This is a genomic window from Micromonospora chersina, from assembly GCF_900091475.1.
Classification (GTDB): Bacteria; Actinomycetota; Actinomycetes; order Mycobacteriales; family Micromonosporaceae; genus Micromonospora; species Micromonospora chersina.
This window is the reverse complement of sequence record NZ_FMIB01000002.1, coordinates 1,218,943-1,233,406: the sequence shown is the minus strand read 5'-3', so window position 1 is coordinate 1,233,406 and position 14,464 is coordinate 1,218,943. Positions and strand designations below refer to the sequence as shown.

Below are 14,464 nucleotides of genomic sequence, written 5' to 3'. Positions count from 1 at the left end.
CTTCCAGGCGTGGAGCGGGTCAGGGCGTTGTCGTCGCGGCGGATGGGGACGTCTGTTCACGGACGGGCGTCCGGGGCGCGGTGACGAACGGTGGTCGGGGCAGGTCGGCGTCACCGGTGGCGGCGGCGTAGACGACGACGTCGGGGCGCAGTGCGAGCACGGTGGCGTGGTGCCGGCGCATCCAGGGGATGAGCACGTCCGCGTCGTCCACGATCGTGCCGGGAGCGGGGGCCGAGCCCGCCGGCGTGACCTGCAGGCAGCTGATGCCGCTGGCCGCCCAGGCCGGCCAGGATCGCGCCGGGCCGGTGTGCAGCAGCGTCCACCGACCGGCGAGCACGTCGTCGAGACGGACCCGGTCGCCGTCCCCGGTGTGGACCCAGGGCTGAGGGAGCTGCTCGCCGACCGCCCGGTTGCCACCGGTGCGGTCCAGCAGGCCCTTGCGGTAGCTGTTGGCCGGGAACCACCCGGCCTCCTGCATGTAGGCCCGGAAGGCCGGGACCCGCATGAGGACCCGGAACGCGACGTTGCGCAGGGCCGCCAGCCCGGGACGTCGCTCGGTGATGATGCGTCCGAACCGCACGGCCTGCGCGGTCATCTCCCGCACGTGTGGCTTGCGCTCGACCTCGTAGGTGTCCAGCACGTCGGCGGGCAGCTCGCCGCGCAGCACCCCGGCCAGCTTCCAGCACAGGTTGCCCGCATCGCGTACGCCGGAGGACATGCCCTCGCCGATCCACGGCGGCATCGCATGGGCCGCGTCGCCGGCGAGGAAGATCCGGCCGACGCGCCACCGGGAGGCGAAGCGGACGTGGTGGCTGTAGACGACCGCGCGGAGGATCTCGACCTCGTCGGGCGTCCGGCCGTACCGGCGCAGCAACCGCCAGATGTAGTCGTGGCTGATCAGATCCTGTTCGTCCTCGCCGGGCAGGACGGGGAACTCCCAGCGGTGGTGGCCGAGAGGGGTCGGGCAGTCCACGGCGGGCCGGGCGGGGTCGCAGTGGAAGCGCAGTCGGTCGACGGTGTCCCAGCCGCGCTTGACCTTGGTGTCGATGACGATCCACCGGTCGTGGTAGGTGCGGCCGTCGAAGCCGATGCCCAGCCGGGTCCGGATCGGGCTGGAGCCGCCATCGGCGGCGATGAGGTAGGCCCCGCGCAGGGTACGGGGCGTGCTCTCGGTGAGGTCCCGCGTCGTGACGGTTACGGTCTCGTCGTCCTGCTCGACGAGTTCGCAGTCGTGGCCGAGGAGAACCTTGACGTTCGGATAGCGGCCGACGCCGTCGCGAAGGACCTGCTCCGTGGCCGGCTGGTAGATGAACAGCTGCGGTGGGTGCCCGTTGCCCCGGGCAGCCGGCGCGAGGCTGAGGAACGACCGGCCCCGCGCGTCGACGAAGTCGATCGGCCGGCCGGCGAGCATGTCCTGCTTGAGCCGCTCCGCGAGGCCGATCGCCTGCCAGATCCGCATCGTCTCCTCGTCGGTGGAGATCGCCCGTGCCCGGGGGTAGATCGAGGCGTCGCGCTCGATGACGGCCACCCGTACGCCCATACCGCCGAGCAGGTTGGCGGCGGTGACGCCGACCGGGCCGTATCCGACGATGATCACGTCGTAGTCGTGCTGTTCCGTGCTCATGCGGTGGCTCCGCTCAGTGCCGGGACGGTGATCTCCGCGCGGCGCAGTGAGGCCGCGCCGTGGCGGAACTGGTGGAGCTTGTCGATGACGGTCCGGCCTTCGGGGGTGTGTCCCCAGATGCTGATCCCCTGATGGGTGGTGGGTTCCCAGGTCGCCTCGTCGACGACGATCGGGTTCCAGCCGACCTCCCACTCGAAGCCGGACGGCGTCCGCACGTAGTAGGAGAGCTCCTTGTCGTTGGTGTGCTGCCCGATGCCCAGCGCCATGGTGAAGCCCACCTGCTTGAGGCGCTGGTAGGAGGTGGTCATGTCGTCCAACGTGGCGACCTGGGTGTTGAGGTGCTGGATCGCGGTACGGATCGGGTCGATGCGCAGGCCCTCGGTGTTGGCGACTGCCACCGTGTGGTGGCGGCCGTTGACCCGCAGGAACCGGATCCGGAAGCGCACCGCGCCGATCGTCTCGACGATGAAGTCGCTCAGCCGCGCGTCGAGCAGGTTGCCGTAGTAGCGGTGGATGGCGTCCGGCTGCCGCGAGGTGATGGCGATGTGCCCCATGCCGGCGTCGCCGGTGACGAAGCCGCTGGCCTGCATGCGCAGCGGCGCGGTGGTGGTGACCGGAGTGGTGTACAGCTCCTGGATCAGGCCCTTCGGGCCGGGGAAGCGCACCAGCCGTTGCACACCGCGCAGCGCGGCCTCCTCGTCGTGGCCCCGTTCGACGGTGACGCCGCGGGCGGTGATGCGGGCGACGATGTCGTCGAACGCCTCATGGTCGTCGACGTGCCAGCCGACCGTGGTCACGTCCTCGGCGGGGCCCCGCTGCAGCAGCAGGCGGCACTCATGATCGTCCAGCCGGAAGCGCATCCGGTCGCGGTCGAGATCGTCGACGTGCAGGCCGACGCCGTCGGCGCCGAAGCGGCGCCAGTCACCGAACCGGGTGGTCTCGATGCACAGGTAGCCCAGATGGACCTTGCCGAAGACGCTCATGCGGACTCCTCGGAGAGGAAGGCGGTGGTCAGGGAGTTGAACAGCGCCGGGCGCTCCCACTGCACCCAGTGGCCGGCATCGGCGACGAGGTACAGGTCGCAGTGGGGCATCCGCTCGGCGAGGAGCCGGCCGCCGGACGGCCGGTTGACCTTGTCGTGGGTGCCCCACAGCACGAGCGTGGGCGTGGCGGTCCGGGACAGCCGCTTGTCCCGCAGCAGATCCATCCGCAGCAGGGTGCGGAGCGAGGCTGGGCGCCGCAACGGCGGGTTGGCGACGACCTCCGGATCGATGCTCGCCCGGTAGCGCTCCTCGATCATTTCGGCGGAAACGGCGCTTCCGTCGTGGACCAGGTCCTCGCGGATGAACCGTTCGAGCTTGGCCCGGGTCGGACCTTCGCCGCCGTAGTAGGCGAGGAGGCGCTGCAATCCGGGAGTCGGCGGACGTCGGGTCGTGCCGATCCCGCCCGGGCCCATGAGGATCAGGCGTCCCACGCGGTCGGGCCGCTCCAGCGCCAGCCGCAGCCCGGCGGCCCCACCGTAGGAGTTGCCAACCAGGTGCGCCCGGTCGAGGCCGAGTTCGTCGAGCAGGACACCAACGGCGCCGGCGAGGTCACCGAAGGGGTCGGACCGGTCGACCCGTTTGCTGGACCGGCCGTAGCCGGGCAGGTCCGGCACGATCACGCGGAACCGCTGGGCCAGGGCGTCGACGTTGCGGCTGTAGTTCGACATCCCGGAGGCCCCCGGCCCACCCCCGTGCAGCAGCACCACCGCCTCACCGGCTCCCCGCTCGGTGACCGCGATGTCCCGCGCGCCCACCCGCACCAGCCGCTGCTCGGCAGTGCTTTCCCCGACGCTCACTTGACCTCCCGCAGCCGCTGTGCCGTTAATGTAGTGATCGTTACAGTTGTAGTGGCCGCTACGGTAAGCTTCACTGTTGACATCGTCAAGACATCAGCCGGAAACCCGGGAAGGGCGCGATGACGGAATCTCATGGGGAACGCAAGCGCCGAGCCAACGGCGAAGAGTCACGCCGGCGCATCCTCGACGCCGCAGCCGAGGTCGCCGGAGTGCGGGGCTACGACGGCACCAGCATCGCCCTGGTCAGCGAAAAGTGCGGGCTGCCCGCCAGCTCGATCTACTGGCACTTCAAGAACAAGGACGACCTCCTCGCCGCCGTGATCGAGCGCAGCTTCGACATCTGGGCCGAGGCGCTCACCCTCCCCGGCGACGACACCGACCCGACGCGGGAACGCGTCACCGCGCTCGCGGGTCAGGTCGCCAAAACCCTGCTGGACTCGCCTGACTTCCTCCGGCTGGGGCTCATGCTCACCCTCGAGCGCCGTCCCGAGGAGCCCAGCGCCCGGCGCATGTTCCTGCAGGTCCGGGACACCGCCCGCGCGCGGCTCGCCGCTGTACTCACCACGCTCGCCCCGGACGCCGACCGCGACGCGATCGACCTGGTCACCACCTACGCCATCGCCGGCGCCGACGGGCTGCTCATCGCCAAGGAGATCGGCGGCGACAGTGTGGACCTCAGGCCGCTGTTCGAACTGCACGCCCGCGCCCTCCACGACGCCCTCGCCCGCCTGGCCGCCGGCGATCCCGCCACGGAGACCCCGTGACCACCGGCACCGCCGATCCTGTCGCCGCCGCCTCCCGCAGGCTGCGTACCGCCGCGTGGACCCGCACGCCGTGCCCGCCGGTACGCGACCTCATCGGCCCCGACGACGAGACCCTCGCCTACGCCGTCCAGCACCGGTTGACCGAGGCCCGGATCCGGGACGGCGGGCGGGCGGTCGGGCGCAAGGTCGGTCTCACCTCCACGGCCGTGCAGCGTCAACTCGGGGTCGACCGGCCCGACTTCGGCATGCTCTTCGAGGACATGGCCTGCCCGCAGGCCGAGGCGATCAGCCTTGACCGGCTGCTGCAACCCCGCATCGAGGCCGAGGTCGCCTTCGTCCTCGCCGACGACGTCACCGACGCGGGCGTCACCGCTGTCACGGTGCGAAAGCGGGTCGCCTACGCGGTGGCCGCCCTGGAGATCGTGGACAGCCGCATCGCCGGGTGGGACATCAGCTTCGCCGACACCGTGGCCGACAACGGATCCAGCGGACTGTTCGTCCTCGGCGCCGACCGTGTTCCCCTCGGCGCCGTCGAGCCGGTGGCGGTGCGGATGACCATGTCCGTCGACGGTGTGCCCGCCTCGGCCGGCACCGGCGAGGCGTGCCTCGGCGACCCGCTGGAGGCCCTCGCCTGGCTCGCGCGGACCGCCCTGGCCCACGGCGACCCGCTGCGCGCCGGTGACGTGGTGCTCTCCGGCGCACTCGGACCGATGGTCCCGGTCACCCACGCCATGCACGTCCGCGCACACCTCACCGGCCTCGGCAGCGTCGAGACCACCTTCACCACCCCCTGACGAAAGGCGGCAGCTCATGTCGCGTACGAAGGTCGCCGTCATCGGATCCGGCAACATCGGCACCGACCTCATGATCAAAATTCTGCGCCTGTCGGACACGCTGGAGATGGCCGCGATGGTCGGCATCGACCCGGCCTCCGACGGCCTCGCGCGCGCCCGGCGCCTCCGCGTGCCGACCACCGCCGACGGCGTCGCCGGACTTGTCGCGATGCCCGACTTCGCCGACATCGCCGTGGTCTTCGACGCCACCTCCGCCGGGGCGCACAAGGCCAACGCCGCCGCCCTCGCCCCGTACGGCAAGAAGCTCGTCGACCTCACCCCCGCCGCCATCGGGCCGTACGTCGTGCCGGCCGTCAACCTCGACGCGCACCTCGACGCCGGCAACGTCAACATGGTCACCTGCGGGGGACAGGCCACCATCCCCGTCGTCGCGGCCGTCTCCCGCGTGACGCCCGTGCCGTACGCCGAGATCGTCGCGTCCATCGCCTCCCGGTCCGCCGGTCCCGGCACCCGCGCCAACATCGACGAGTTCACCGAGACCACGGCCGCCGCCATCGAACAGGTCGGCGGCGCCCGGCGCGGGAAGGCCATCATCGTCCTCAACCCCGCCGAGCCGCCGATGATCATGCGGGACACCGTGCAGTGCCTCATCGGCCCCGCCGACCACGACGCCGTTCGCGCCAGCATCGAGCAGATGGTCACCGATGTCGCCGCCTACGTTCCCGGCTACCGGCTCAAACAGCCCGTGCAGTTCACCCCGGTGGCGCCGGAGGAACCCGTCCACACTCTGCTGCCCGACGACGCGACGGCGGTAACCACCAAGGTGAGCGTCCTGTTGGAGGTGCAGGGCGCGGCCCACTACCTCCCGGCCTACGCCGGCAACCTCGACATCATGACCTCCGCGGCACTCCGGGTCGCCGAACGCCTCGCCGCAGCCCAGGGAGCCCTCCGATGACCGCCACCGCACCCGCCCGCCGCCTGTTCATCCAGGACGTCACCCTCCGCGACGGCATGCACGCCACCCGGCACCGCATCACCCCGGCCGACGTCGCCCGGATCGTCGCCGCGCTCGACGCGGCCGGCGTCGACGGCATCGAGGTCGCCCACGGCGACGGGCTCGCCGGCGGCAGCCTCACCTACGGCCCCGGCAGCCACACCGACCGGCAGTGGATCGAAGCCGCCGCAGCCGCGGTCACCCGCGCCCGTCTCACCACCCTGCTGCTGCCCGGCATCGGCACCATCCACGACCTCAGACAAGCCCACGCCCTGGGCGTACGGTCGGTCCGCGTGGCAACCCACTGCACCGAGGCGGACATCGCCGCGCAGCACATCGCCACCGCCAGCGAGCTGGGCATGGATGTTTCCGGCTTCCTCATGATGAGCCACCTCGCCGAGCCGAAGGAACTCGCCGCCCAGGCCAAGCTCATGGAGTCCTACGGCGCCCACTGCGTCTATGTCACCGACTCCGGTGGGCGGCTCACCATGGACGGCGTCCGCGACCGGGTGCGGGCCTACCGGGACGTCCTCGACCCCGGCACCGAGATCGGCATCCACGCCCACGAGAACCTGTCCCTCTCGGTGGCCAACAGCGTCGTGGCCGTGGAGGAGGGCGCCGCCCGGGTCGATGCCTCCCTTGCCGGCCACGGCGCCGGCGCTGGCAACTGTCCCATCGAACCGTTCATCGCCGTGGCCACGGTGCAGGGCTGGCAGCACGGCTGCGACCTGTTCGCCCTTCAGGACGCCGCCGACGACCTCGTCCGTCCGCTACAGGACCGACCCGTCCGCGTCGACCGGGAGACCCTCACCCTCGGCTACGCCGGTGTGTACTCCAGCTTCCTGCGCCACGCCGAAGCCGCCGCGCGCCAGCACGGCCTCGACGCCCGCGACATCCTGCTGGAAGTCGGCCGGCGCAGGCTCATCGGCGGGCAGGAGGACATGATCCTGGACATCGCCCTCGACCTTGGCGGGAGCTGACTCTCTTTCGTGCTGGCGTGCAACCGATTGCGCCGCACCATCCCCGATGCTGCGGGCGTCGTCGGAGCGTCACATCAGCGGGGTGGGCGGCGCCGGTCGCCGGTGGCGGGCGTGCCATGCGTCCACGACCGCGATCCCGACGAGCACGGCGGTGGCGGCTGCACCGGCGACCACCGGGGGAGCGAGCCACCCGGCGGGGACCACCAGGCCGAGGACCAGCAGCCCGAGTGGCCGGGACAGCGAGATGCGGCCGAACACCTGTAGTTCGAAGGGGGCCCGCCCCAAGATGAAGAGCGCGGGGCCGCCGAGGATGGCGATCAGCCAGTTCGGTTCCGGCCGGCCGGTGGGTTCGCTGATGTACAGCTCGAAGCCCACCCCGCTGAGGACCACCCCGGAGATCAGGACCAGATGGCTGAGGGCGGCCCCCACCGACTGCCGGGCCGGATCCCGGGCGGCCGTGATGGCCTGCGGCAGGACCAGGCCGGCCCGGTAGAAGTAGATGCGCCACAACTGCACGATGCCGACGAAGGCGAGCGCGAACCCCACCCCGTGGGGGAGCGTGAGGTCGCTGTCGGAAAACGCCCGGCCGGACACGAACACAGCCTCACCCAGGCTGATCAGGAATATCTGCTGCAGCCGCTCGGCGAGGTGCTCGCCCGCCACCTGGATGCCGGCCCAGCGGCGGAAGCCGACCACGAACCCGGGAAACTCGATGGCGAGCGCGAGAGCCCAGAGCCCACCTCGCAGGAGCGGGTCGTGCACCAACGCCCCCGCGATCCACGGAGCACTGCTCCCGGCCAGTGACAGCAGCCCGGGTAGGGACGACCCGCCGGTGTGCAATCGCGGTACCAGGAGGTAGAGCAGCACGCGGCTGAGGCGGACCGAGACCCAGGCGCCGGCGAAGACCAGAGCCCGCCCCTCGAAACCCTGCGGCACCGAAACCGCCATGACCGTGGCACCGGCCATCGAGGAGAAGACGATGAACTGACCGGGCCACGAATCCGGGTGTACCCGACTGGTCAGGGCGGCGGTCGTCTGCCACATGAACCAGAGTCCCAGTGCCAGCAGGAGGGTCTCGGCGGCCTGGGTGAATCCCAGCCCGCCGGAGTGGAAGTCCGCCGACAGCCGCAGGCTGATCCGGTTGAGCGCGAAAACGAAGACGAGGTCGAAGAACAGCTCGAGAATGGTCGCCCGGTGCCAGCTGAGCTCCTCCCGTGCCAACTGCTCGCGACGCGGCTCACCCATCCGTGATCAGTCCCGTTCGTGGCGGGCCCACGCAGCGCGCCCTGCTGTGGCAATCCCACAACTCCGGTCACTGAACACGAGGCGGAGTATCCGTGGCGGAAGGCGATAAACGTGCCTGTTCCCGGCTGGCGCGCTTGTCCCTGGAAGGCGCCATTCGGTCGGCTGCAGGCGCCGTGGCCGGCAGCGTGGAGGACGTGGCGAAGTCGCTGAGCTCAGCGGGAGGTCGCGGGTCCGAGGTGAGCCTCGAGACCCGCGATGAGGGTCTGGATCGCGAACTCGAATCTGGCGTCGCCATCTGCGTCCGCGCCCGATCTGGTGGCTGCCGTGGCCTGGGTCGGTGCGGGTTGCAGGGTGGCGAGACGCCCGAGGGTTCCGTTGGCCTCCGCGAGGAGGAAACCCGAGAAGAGGCTGGTGAGGACCGCCCCGACGCGGGCCACCTCCGCGACCGGAAGGCCCGCGTTGTGGAGGAGGCCGGTCAGCCCTGTCCAGAACGGATCTTCCGGCTCGATGAAGTCGGGGCTGGCCAGGCTGTGGACGATCAGGTTCGGGTGCCGGTGCGCGAGCGCCCGGAAGTCCGCCGCGAACCGGTGCAGCTGTTCCTGCCAGCTCCCGCCGTCGACCCGCGGCCGGAACTGCGCCGCGACGAGGTTCTTGACGCCCCGCAGCAGCGCGGCCTTGTTCGGCACGTGGTGGTACAGCGACATCGGGTTCACACCCAGCACCCCGGCCAGCTTCCGCATGCTCAGCGCGCCGACGCCGTCGGCGTCGATGAGCCGCAGCGCCGCGGTGTAGATCCCTCTCTCCGTGAGACGTCCGTCTCCTCGGCCGCCTGAGGCCTGTCCAGTCGTAGCCATACACCGTATGGTAGCAGTAGCCATACGGTGTATGGCTGGCATCCGGAGCCCGTGTTCGTCGGCCGGCCATCGCCGGCAGCCTCAAGGAATGGAGTCCACGTGTCGAGCAGTCTCAAGACCATCCCGGCCCCGCGCGGGGTTCCGATCGTCGGCAACGCGCTGCAGATCCCATCCGATGGACCGGCTGCGTACTTCGAGGAGCTGACCGGTCGGTTCCCCGAGGGCATCTACCGGCTCGCCCTGCCCAACCGCGAGATCGTCCTCGTCTGGGACCCGGACCTGGTGGCGGAGGTGTGCGACGAGTCCCGCTTCTACAAGCCGATCGACAAACCGCACAGTGACGTGCGCGCAATCGCCGGCGACGGCCTGTTCACCGCCAGGGGGGACGAACCGAACTGGGGCAAGGCCCACCGGATCCTCATGCCCGCCTTCAGTCAGCGGTCGATGAAGTCCTACTTCCCTGAGATGCTCGAGGTCGCCGAGGCCCTGGTCAGCAAGTGGCGGCGCAACGAGGGCAGGGACCTCGACGTCGTCGCCGACATGACCCGCCTGACCCTCGACACGATCGGGCTCACCGGTTTCGACTACCGCTTCGACTCCTTCGGCACCGAAGAGGTGCACCCGTTCCTGCAGGCGCTGGCCGACTCACTGCACGAGGCCATGGGTCGGCTGAAGCAGCCGCCCTTCGTCACCGCGATGCGGCGCCGGCAGATCCGGACATTCGAGGAGAACGTGCGGGTCATGCACTCCCTCGTCGAGGAGGTCATCCGCGAGCGCCGCGCGGGTGGTGGCGATGACCGACGCGATCTGCTCAGCCTCATGCTCAACGCGGTCGACCCGGAGACCGGCGAGCCGCTGTCCGACGAGAACATCCGCAACAACGTGGTGACGTTCCTCATCGCCGGGCACGAGACCACCAGCGGCCTGCTCTCCTACGCCCTTTACCAGCTGCTGCGCAACCCGCACGTGCTCGCGCAGGCGTACGCCGAGGTCGACCGGCTGCTGCCGGGCGACACCGTGCCGACGTACGAGACGACCATGAAGCTGAACGTCATCCCGCGGATCCTGGACGAGACCCTGCGCCTGTGGGGGCCCATCCCCGCGATCGCCTTGGCGCCGTACGAGGACACCGTGATCGGCGGCAGATACGCGCTGCCGAAGGACCAGCAGGTCATGGTCCTGATTCCCGCGCTGCACAAGCACCCCAACGCCTGGGACCGGCCGACCGAGTTCGACATCGACCGCTGGCTGCCGGAGAACATCTACCAGCATCATCCACATGCCTACAAGCCGTTCGGCAACGGCGAGCGGGCCTGCATCGGCCGGCAGTTCGCCCTCACCGAGGCCCGGCTCGCGCTAGCCCTCGTCCTGCAGAACTTCGCGATCACCGACCCCAACGACTACCAGATCAAGGTCAAGGAGACGCTCACCCGCAAGCCGGACAACTTCCTGGTGCGGGTGCGCCCCCGCCAGCCGTACGAGCGATTCGGCACCGAGGTACGAGCGGCGCAGGCGCCGCAGGCGCCAGCGGTTGCGGTCGACGCCGTCGGCGTCACGCTACGCGTCGCGTACGGCTCGAACCTGGGCGCGTCGGAGGATCTCGCGCGCCAGCTGGCCGGCCGAGCCGAGCAGTCCGGCTTCGACACCACTGTGCTCACGCTGGACGAGCTGGCCGACAACCCGCCCCGCGACGGGATTCTGGTCGTGGTCACGCCGAGCTACAACGGCAAGGCACCCGATAACGCCCAGCGCTTCGACACCCTCGCCGCCGCCGGCGGACTGACGGCCGGATCGATGTCGCAGGTGCGGTTCGCGGTGCTGGGCAACGGCAACACCCACTGGATCACCTACCAGGCCTTCCCCAAGCGGGTGGAGGCGGCGCTGCTGGCGGCCGGAGCGACGCCGATCGTGCCGCGCGGCGAGGTCGACGCCAACGGCGACTTCGACGGCATGGCGACCACCTGGATGGACGCACTGTGGGCGGCGCTGGCCGCGCAGTACGGCGCGGACACCAGCGCCGCCGCCGGCCCGCGGCTGCAGCTGGACGTTCTCACCGAGGCGCAGGTGCGCCCGGCGGTGGTCTCCGAGAAGGCGTACCCGATCACCGTGGTGGCCAGCGAGGAGCTGGTCGGCGACCCGACGGGCCTGTGGGACTTCAGCGTCGAGGCGCCCCGCCCGCAGGCGCTGTCGATCAGCGTGGAGTTGCCCGACGGGGTCAGCTACGACACCGGCAATCACCTTGCCGTCTTCGGCAAGAACGACCCGGAGTTGGTGGCGCGGGCGCTGGGACTGCTGCGGGTGCCCCGCGACCAGGTGGTCCGGCTGCGCCGCGAGGACGGCAACCAGCCCACCCATCTGCCGATCGACCTGCCCGTGACCGCGGAGCTGCTGTTGACGGAGTTCGTCGAACTGCAGGAGGTGGCCACCCGTACCCACCTTCGGGCGCTGGCCGAGCACACCCAGTGTCCCTGGACCGCCGCGCAGTTGCAGGCGTACATCGGCGACACCGACGAGGCGCGTCAGCGCTACCAGGACGAGATTCTCGCCAAGCGGCTCTCGGTCCTCACCCTGCTGGAGCGCTTCCCTGCCGTCGAGTTGCCGCTCGCCGTTTTCCTGGAGCTGGCAGGTCCGATCAGGCCGCGCTTCTACTCCATCTCCTCAGCCCCCATGGTCGAGCCGAGCCGGCCGCGACTGACCGTCGGCCTGGTGGAGGGACCGGCACTGTCCGGAGACGGGGAGTACCGGGGGCTGGCCTCCCAGTACCTGGCCCGGCTGCGGCCCGGCGACGTGTTCTTCGGTTACGTACGCGTCCCGTCCCCGCCGTTCCACCCGCCGACCGACCCGGCCACGCCGATGATCCTCGTCGGTCCCGGCACCGGGTTCGCCCCGCTGCGCGGCTTCCTCGAGGAGCGCGGCGCCCAGCAGGCCAGCGGTGCCGAGGTCGGCCTGTCAAAGGTGTTCTACGGCTGCCGGCACCCCGAGCACGACTGGTTCTACCGCGAGGAGATGCAGGCGTGGCAGCAGGCCGGCATCGCCGAGGTTCACCTGGCGTTCTCCACCGTGCCGGATCACCCGTACCGGTTCGTGCAGGACGCCATGACCGCCGACGGCGACGGCATCTGGGACGCGATCAACAACGGCGCCCACATCTACGTCTGTGGTGACGGCAGGCGGATGGCCCCCTCGGTACGCCAGGCGCTGGCCAGCATCTACCGCAGCCACACCGGTGGCAGTGCCGACGACGCCGAGAAGTGGCTCGACCAGCTCGAGTCCGACGGGCGCTACCAGCAGGACGTCTTCGCCTGACCGTCCGCCAGAGGTGCGGCGCGGGCCGCCCCGACACCCACGCCAACGCGGTGGGGCGACCACAACCACCGCGAGACAAGGAGAATCCCATGTCCACCATGCTTGCCGGCCGACTCGACTACAAGACGGGCGAGTTCGCGATGGAAGAGGTACCCGTCCCGCAGCCCGGACCGGGCCAGGTACGGATCAAGGTCGCCGCGGCCGGCATCTGCCTGTCCGACGTCCACCTCATCGACGGAAGCCTGCGGCTGGAAACAGGCGTCGACAAGGTGACCCTGGGCCACGAAGTCGCCGGCGTCATCGACGCCGTCGGCGAGCAGGTGCCCGCCGAATGGCAGACCGGGCGGCGCGTGCTGCTGCAGGCCGGCCAGCCCTGCGGCGCCTGCCCGCCCTGCCTGCTGGGGCGGGTAGGCCAGTGCCGGCACCCGCTCACCCGCGGGGTCGACTACGACGGCGGCTGGGCCGAGTACGCCATCGCCGAACACTTCACCCTCGTGGGCATCCCCGACGACCTTCCCCTGGAGCAGGCCGCGATCATCCCCGACGCGGTCTCCACCCCCTGGGGAGCGATCGTCGCCACCGCCGACGTGCGTCCCACGCAGGCCGTCGGCGTGTGGGGGTTGGGCGGGCTGGGCGCCCACGCCGTCCAACTGCTCCGACTGATTGGCGCCGCCCCCATCGTCGCCGTGGACCCGATCCCGGATGCCCGAGCGCGGGCCCTCGCACTCGGCGCCGACCACATCCTCGATCCCGGCGCCGCGGACTTCGCCGAGCAGGTCCGCCGGATCACCGGCGGGCGCGGCCTCGACGTCGCCTTCGACCTGGCCGGCGCCCCGCCGGTCTGGAGCCAAGCCCAGACCGTTCTCGCGAGCGAGGGCCGGCTGGTCCTGGTCGGACTGGCACCCCAACCGCTCACCATCCACCAGACGACCCTGTTCAGCTACCTCAGGCAGCAGGTCCGCGGCCACTACGGAAGCGCACCAGAGCACGTCGAGCAGCTCGTCTCCCTCATGAGTCACCACCGCCTGGACCTCTCCGGGTCGATCAGCGACGTGCTTCCGCTCGCCGAGGCACCCCGGGGCGTCGAACGGCTCGTGAAGAAGGAAGGCAGCCCGATCCGACTGATTCTCAAGCCCTGACACCCACCGCGGGTCGTTACACTCTCGGCTCCCACCCCGCAGGCAGACCGGCAGGCGGGGTGGGCCTGCCGACGATTCGGTCCCGCTGACCGGGCTCGTGCGGGTCGAAGCCATCGCGTGGTGGCGGCCACCTCGATCCTCGCCGCGGAATGGGATCAGGCCAGCCCAGCGTGGGAGGCGCACGAATTCATGCCCGCCGACGTGGTCGGATCGTCAGTCGGTGGGCTCGAGCGCCCCGCGTAGCAGCGCCAGCAGCGTCTCACGTAGCTCCTCGTCGGACACGTCGTCGAAGTCGCCGGACGTCTCGGCGATCCCGGCGAGCATCACGCGCGCGGCGATCCGGGCGGCCGGACGATCGGAATGCCCGGCTACCGCATCGACGAGTCGATCGGCGAACTGTTCGAGGTGCGCGAACTCGGGGCTCTCGAGCAACTCCCGGAACTCGCCGCGCAGCAGCGCCATCTCCCGCCGGAACCGGACCGCGAGGTCGACGAACCCCTCCATGGCGACTCGCTGCGCGCTGGCCGGACCGACCGTGGCGGCGATGCTGTCCTCAAGCGCCCGGATCACCGCGAGCGCCGGGGCCATCAGCTCAGACAGGAGGACTTCCTTGCTGGGGAAGTGGTAGAGCACCGCCGCCTTGGAGCAGCCCACCTCGCGGGCGATGTCCTGTAGCGAGGTGCCCTTGTAGCCAGCGAATGCGAAACGCCGCGCCGCGGCCGCGAGGATCTCGTCGTGCAGCTCCGGCACCCTTCCTGCCATGCCGTTCCACCTCCAGAGCCAGCATGCCTGACCACAAGCCAGGGGCGGACCGACTGGTCAGAACGGTTCCGTTTAGTAGTCGCGGGGCGTGCGACCTGGCCCGGTCGGACACCGTCGCCACCTTGTTGAAAGCCCAGCGGTGGGCGACCCAGGTATGACGCT

At 70.6% G+C, this 14,464-nt stretch carries 12 protein-coding genes; 6 read left to right on the top strand and 6 right to left on the bottom strand.

Annotation, left to right across the window (positions count from 1 at the left end):
* Positions 1 to 19: 19 nt before the first annotated feature.
* Genes mhpA through GA0070603_RS05610 form a run of 3 tightly spaced genes read right to left on the bottom strand, consistent with a single transcriptional unit; the run spans position 20 to position 3,464 of the window.
* The gene (mhpA, locus tag GA0070603_RS05620) at positions 20 to 1,624 is read right to left on the bottom strand and encodes a bifunctional 3-(3-hydroxy-phenyl)propionate/3-hydroxycinnamic acid hydroxylase MhpA (RefSeq protein WP_091308140.1); all 1,605 of its coding nucleotides are present in this window, start codon (positions 1,622 to 1,624) and stop codon (positions 20 to 22) included.
* Positions 1,621 to 2,607: a VOC family protein gene (locus tag GA0070603_RS05615; RefSeq protein WP_091308136.1), complete on the bottom strand. Its 987-nt coding sequence runs from the start codon at positions 2,605 to 2,607 to the stop codon at positions 1,621 to 1,623. The genes mhpA and GA0070603_RS05615 overlap by 4 nt, the downstream gene beginning before the upstream one ends.
* Positions 2,604 to 3,464, bottom strand: a complete 861-nt coding sequence (locus tag GA0070603_RS05610; protein WP_244282419.1) for an alpha/beta fold hydrolase — start codon at positions 3,462 to 3,464, stop codon at positions 2,604 to 2,606. The genes GA0070603_RS05615 and GA0070603_RS05610 overlap by 4 nt, the downstream gene beginning before the upstream one ends.
* A gap of 119 nt (positions 3,465 to 3,583) precedes the next feature.
* Here GA0070603_RS05610 and GA0070603_RS05605 point away from each other — a divergent pair, with 119 nt between their 5' ends.
* The 4 genes from GA0070603_RS05605 to dmpG are packed head-to-tail and all read left to right on the top strand — an operon-like array spanning position 3,584 to position 6,996.
* The gene (locus tag GA0070603_RS05605) at positions 3,584 to 4,228 is read left to right on the top strand and encodes a TetR/AcrR family transcriptional regulator (RefSeq protein ID WP_091308133.1); all 645 of its coding nucleotides are present in this window, start codon (positions 3,584 to 3,586) and stop codon (positions 4,226 to 4,228) included.
* The gene (locus GA0070603_RS05600) at positions 4,225 to 5,022 is read left to right on the top strand and encodes a 2-keto-4-pentenoate hydratase (protein ID WP_091308131.1); all 798 of its coding nucleotides are present in this window, start codon (positions 4,225 to 4,227) and stop codon (positions 5,020 to 5,022) included. The genes GA0070603_RS05605 and GA0070603_RS05600 overlap by 4 nt, the downstream gene beginning before the upstream one ends.
* 16 nt (positions 5,023 to 5,038) lie before the next feature.
* Positions 5,039 to 5,977, top strand: coding sequence for an acetaldehyde dehydrogenase (acetylating) (locus GA0070603_RS05595; RefSeq protein WP_091308126.1), 939 nt, complete (start codon positions 5,039 to 5,041; stop codon positions 5,975 to 5,977).
* On the top strand, positions 5,974 to 6,996 hold the full coding sequence (gene dmpG / locus GA0070603_RS05590; RefSeq protein WP_091308123.1) for a 4-hydroxy-2-oxovalerate aldolase: 1,023 nt from the start codon (positions 5,974 to 5,976) through the stop codon (positions 6,994 to 6,996). Before GA0070603_RS05595 ends, dmpG begins: the two co-directional genes overlap by 4 nt.
* 69 nt (positions 6,997 to 7,065) lie before the next feature.
* Here dmpG and GA0070603_RS05585 read toward each other — a convergent pair whose 3' ends face one another.
* Positions 7,066 to 8,241 (bottom strand): low temperature requirement protein A, encoded by a 1,176-nt coding sequence (locus tag GA0070603_RS05585; RefSeq protein ID WP_091308119.1) that lies wholly within the window; start codon positions 8,239 to 8,241, stop codon positions 7,066 to 7,068.
* 212 nt (positions 8,242 to 8,453) lie between these two features.
* On the bottom strand, positions 8,454 to 9,095 hold the full coding sequence (locus GA0070603_RS05580; RefSeq protein WP_091321600.1) for a TetR/AcrR family transcriptional regulator: 642 nt from the start codon (positions 9,093 to 9,095) through the stop codon (positions 8,454 to 8,456).
* A 99-nt stretch (positions 9,096 to 9,194) separates the two neighbouring features.
* Here GA0070603_RS05580 and GA0070603_RS05575 point away from each other — a divergent pair, with 99 nt between their 5' ends.
* Both GA0070603_RS05575 and GA0070603_RS05570 read left to right on the top strand, forming a co-directional pair.
* Positions 9,195 to 12,401, top strand: a complete 3,207-nt coding sequence (locus GA0070603_RS05575) for a bifunctional cytochrome P450/NADPH--P450 reductase (protein ID WP_091308116.1) — start codon at positions 9,195 to 9,197, stop codon at positions 12,399 to 12,401.
* Between the two features lie 89 nt (positions 12,402 to 12,490).
* On the top strand, positions 12,491 to 13,540 hold the full coding sequence (locus GA0070603_RS05570) for a zinc-binding dehydrogenase (RefSeq protein WP_091308113.1): 1,050 nt from the start codon (positions 12,491 to 12,493) through the stop codon (positions 13,538 to 13,540).
* 213 nt (positions 13,541 to 13,753) lie between these two features.
* Here GA0070603_RS05570 and GA0070603_RS05565 read toward each other — a convergent pair whose 3' ends face one another.
* Positions 13,754 to 14,302: a TetR/AcrR family transcriptional regulator gene (locus GA0070603_RS05565; RefSeq protein WP_091308110.1), complete on the bottom strand. Its 549-nt coding sequence runs from the start codon at positions 14,300 to 14,302 to the stop codon at positions 13,754 to 13,756.
* Positions 14,303 to 14,464: the final 162 nt, after the last annotated feature.

Bases quoted from the DNA above. Each gene is read 5' to 3' on its own strand.
- GA0070603_RS05585 (WP_091308119.1), bottom strand. From the start codon at position 8,241: ATGGGTGAGCCGCGTCGCGAGCAGTTGGCACGGGAGGAGCTCAGCTGG.
- dmpG (WP_091308123.1), top strand. From the start codon at position 5,974: ATGACCGCCACCGCACCCGCCCGCCGCCTGTTCATCCAGGACGTCACC.
- GA0070603_RS05580 (WP_091321600.1), bottom strand. From the start codon at position 9,095: ATGGCTACGACTGGACAGGCCTCAGGCGGCCGAGGAGACGGACGTCTC.
- GA0070603_RS05605 (WP_091308133.1), top strand. From the start codon at position 3,584: ATGACGGAATCTCATGGGGAACGCAAGCGCCGAGCCAACGGCGAAGAG.
- mhpA (WP_091308140.1), bottom strand. From the start codon at position 1,624: ATGAGCACGGAACAGCACGACTACGACGTGATCATCGTCGGATACGGC.
- GA0070603_RS05570 (WP_091308113.1), top strand. From the start codon at position 12,491: ATGTCCACCATGCTTGCCGGCCGACTCGACTACAAGACGGGCGAGTTC.
- GA0070603_RS05615 (WP_091308136.1), bottom strand. From the start codon at position 2,607: ATGAGCGTCTTCGGCAAGGTCCATCTGGGCTACCTGTGCATCGAGACC.
- GA0070603_RS05565 (WP_091308110.1), bottom strand. From the start codon at position 14,302: ATGGCAGGAAGGGTGCCGGAGCTGCACGACGAGATCCTCGCGGCCGCG.
- GA0070603_RS05595 (WP_091308126.1), top strand. From the start codon at position 5,039: ATGTCGCGTACGAAGGTCGCCGTCATCGGATCCGGCAACATCGGCACC.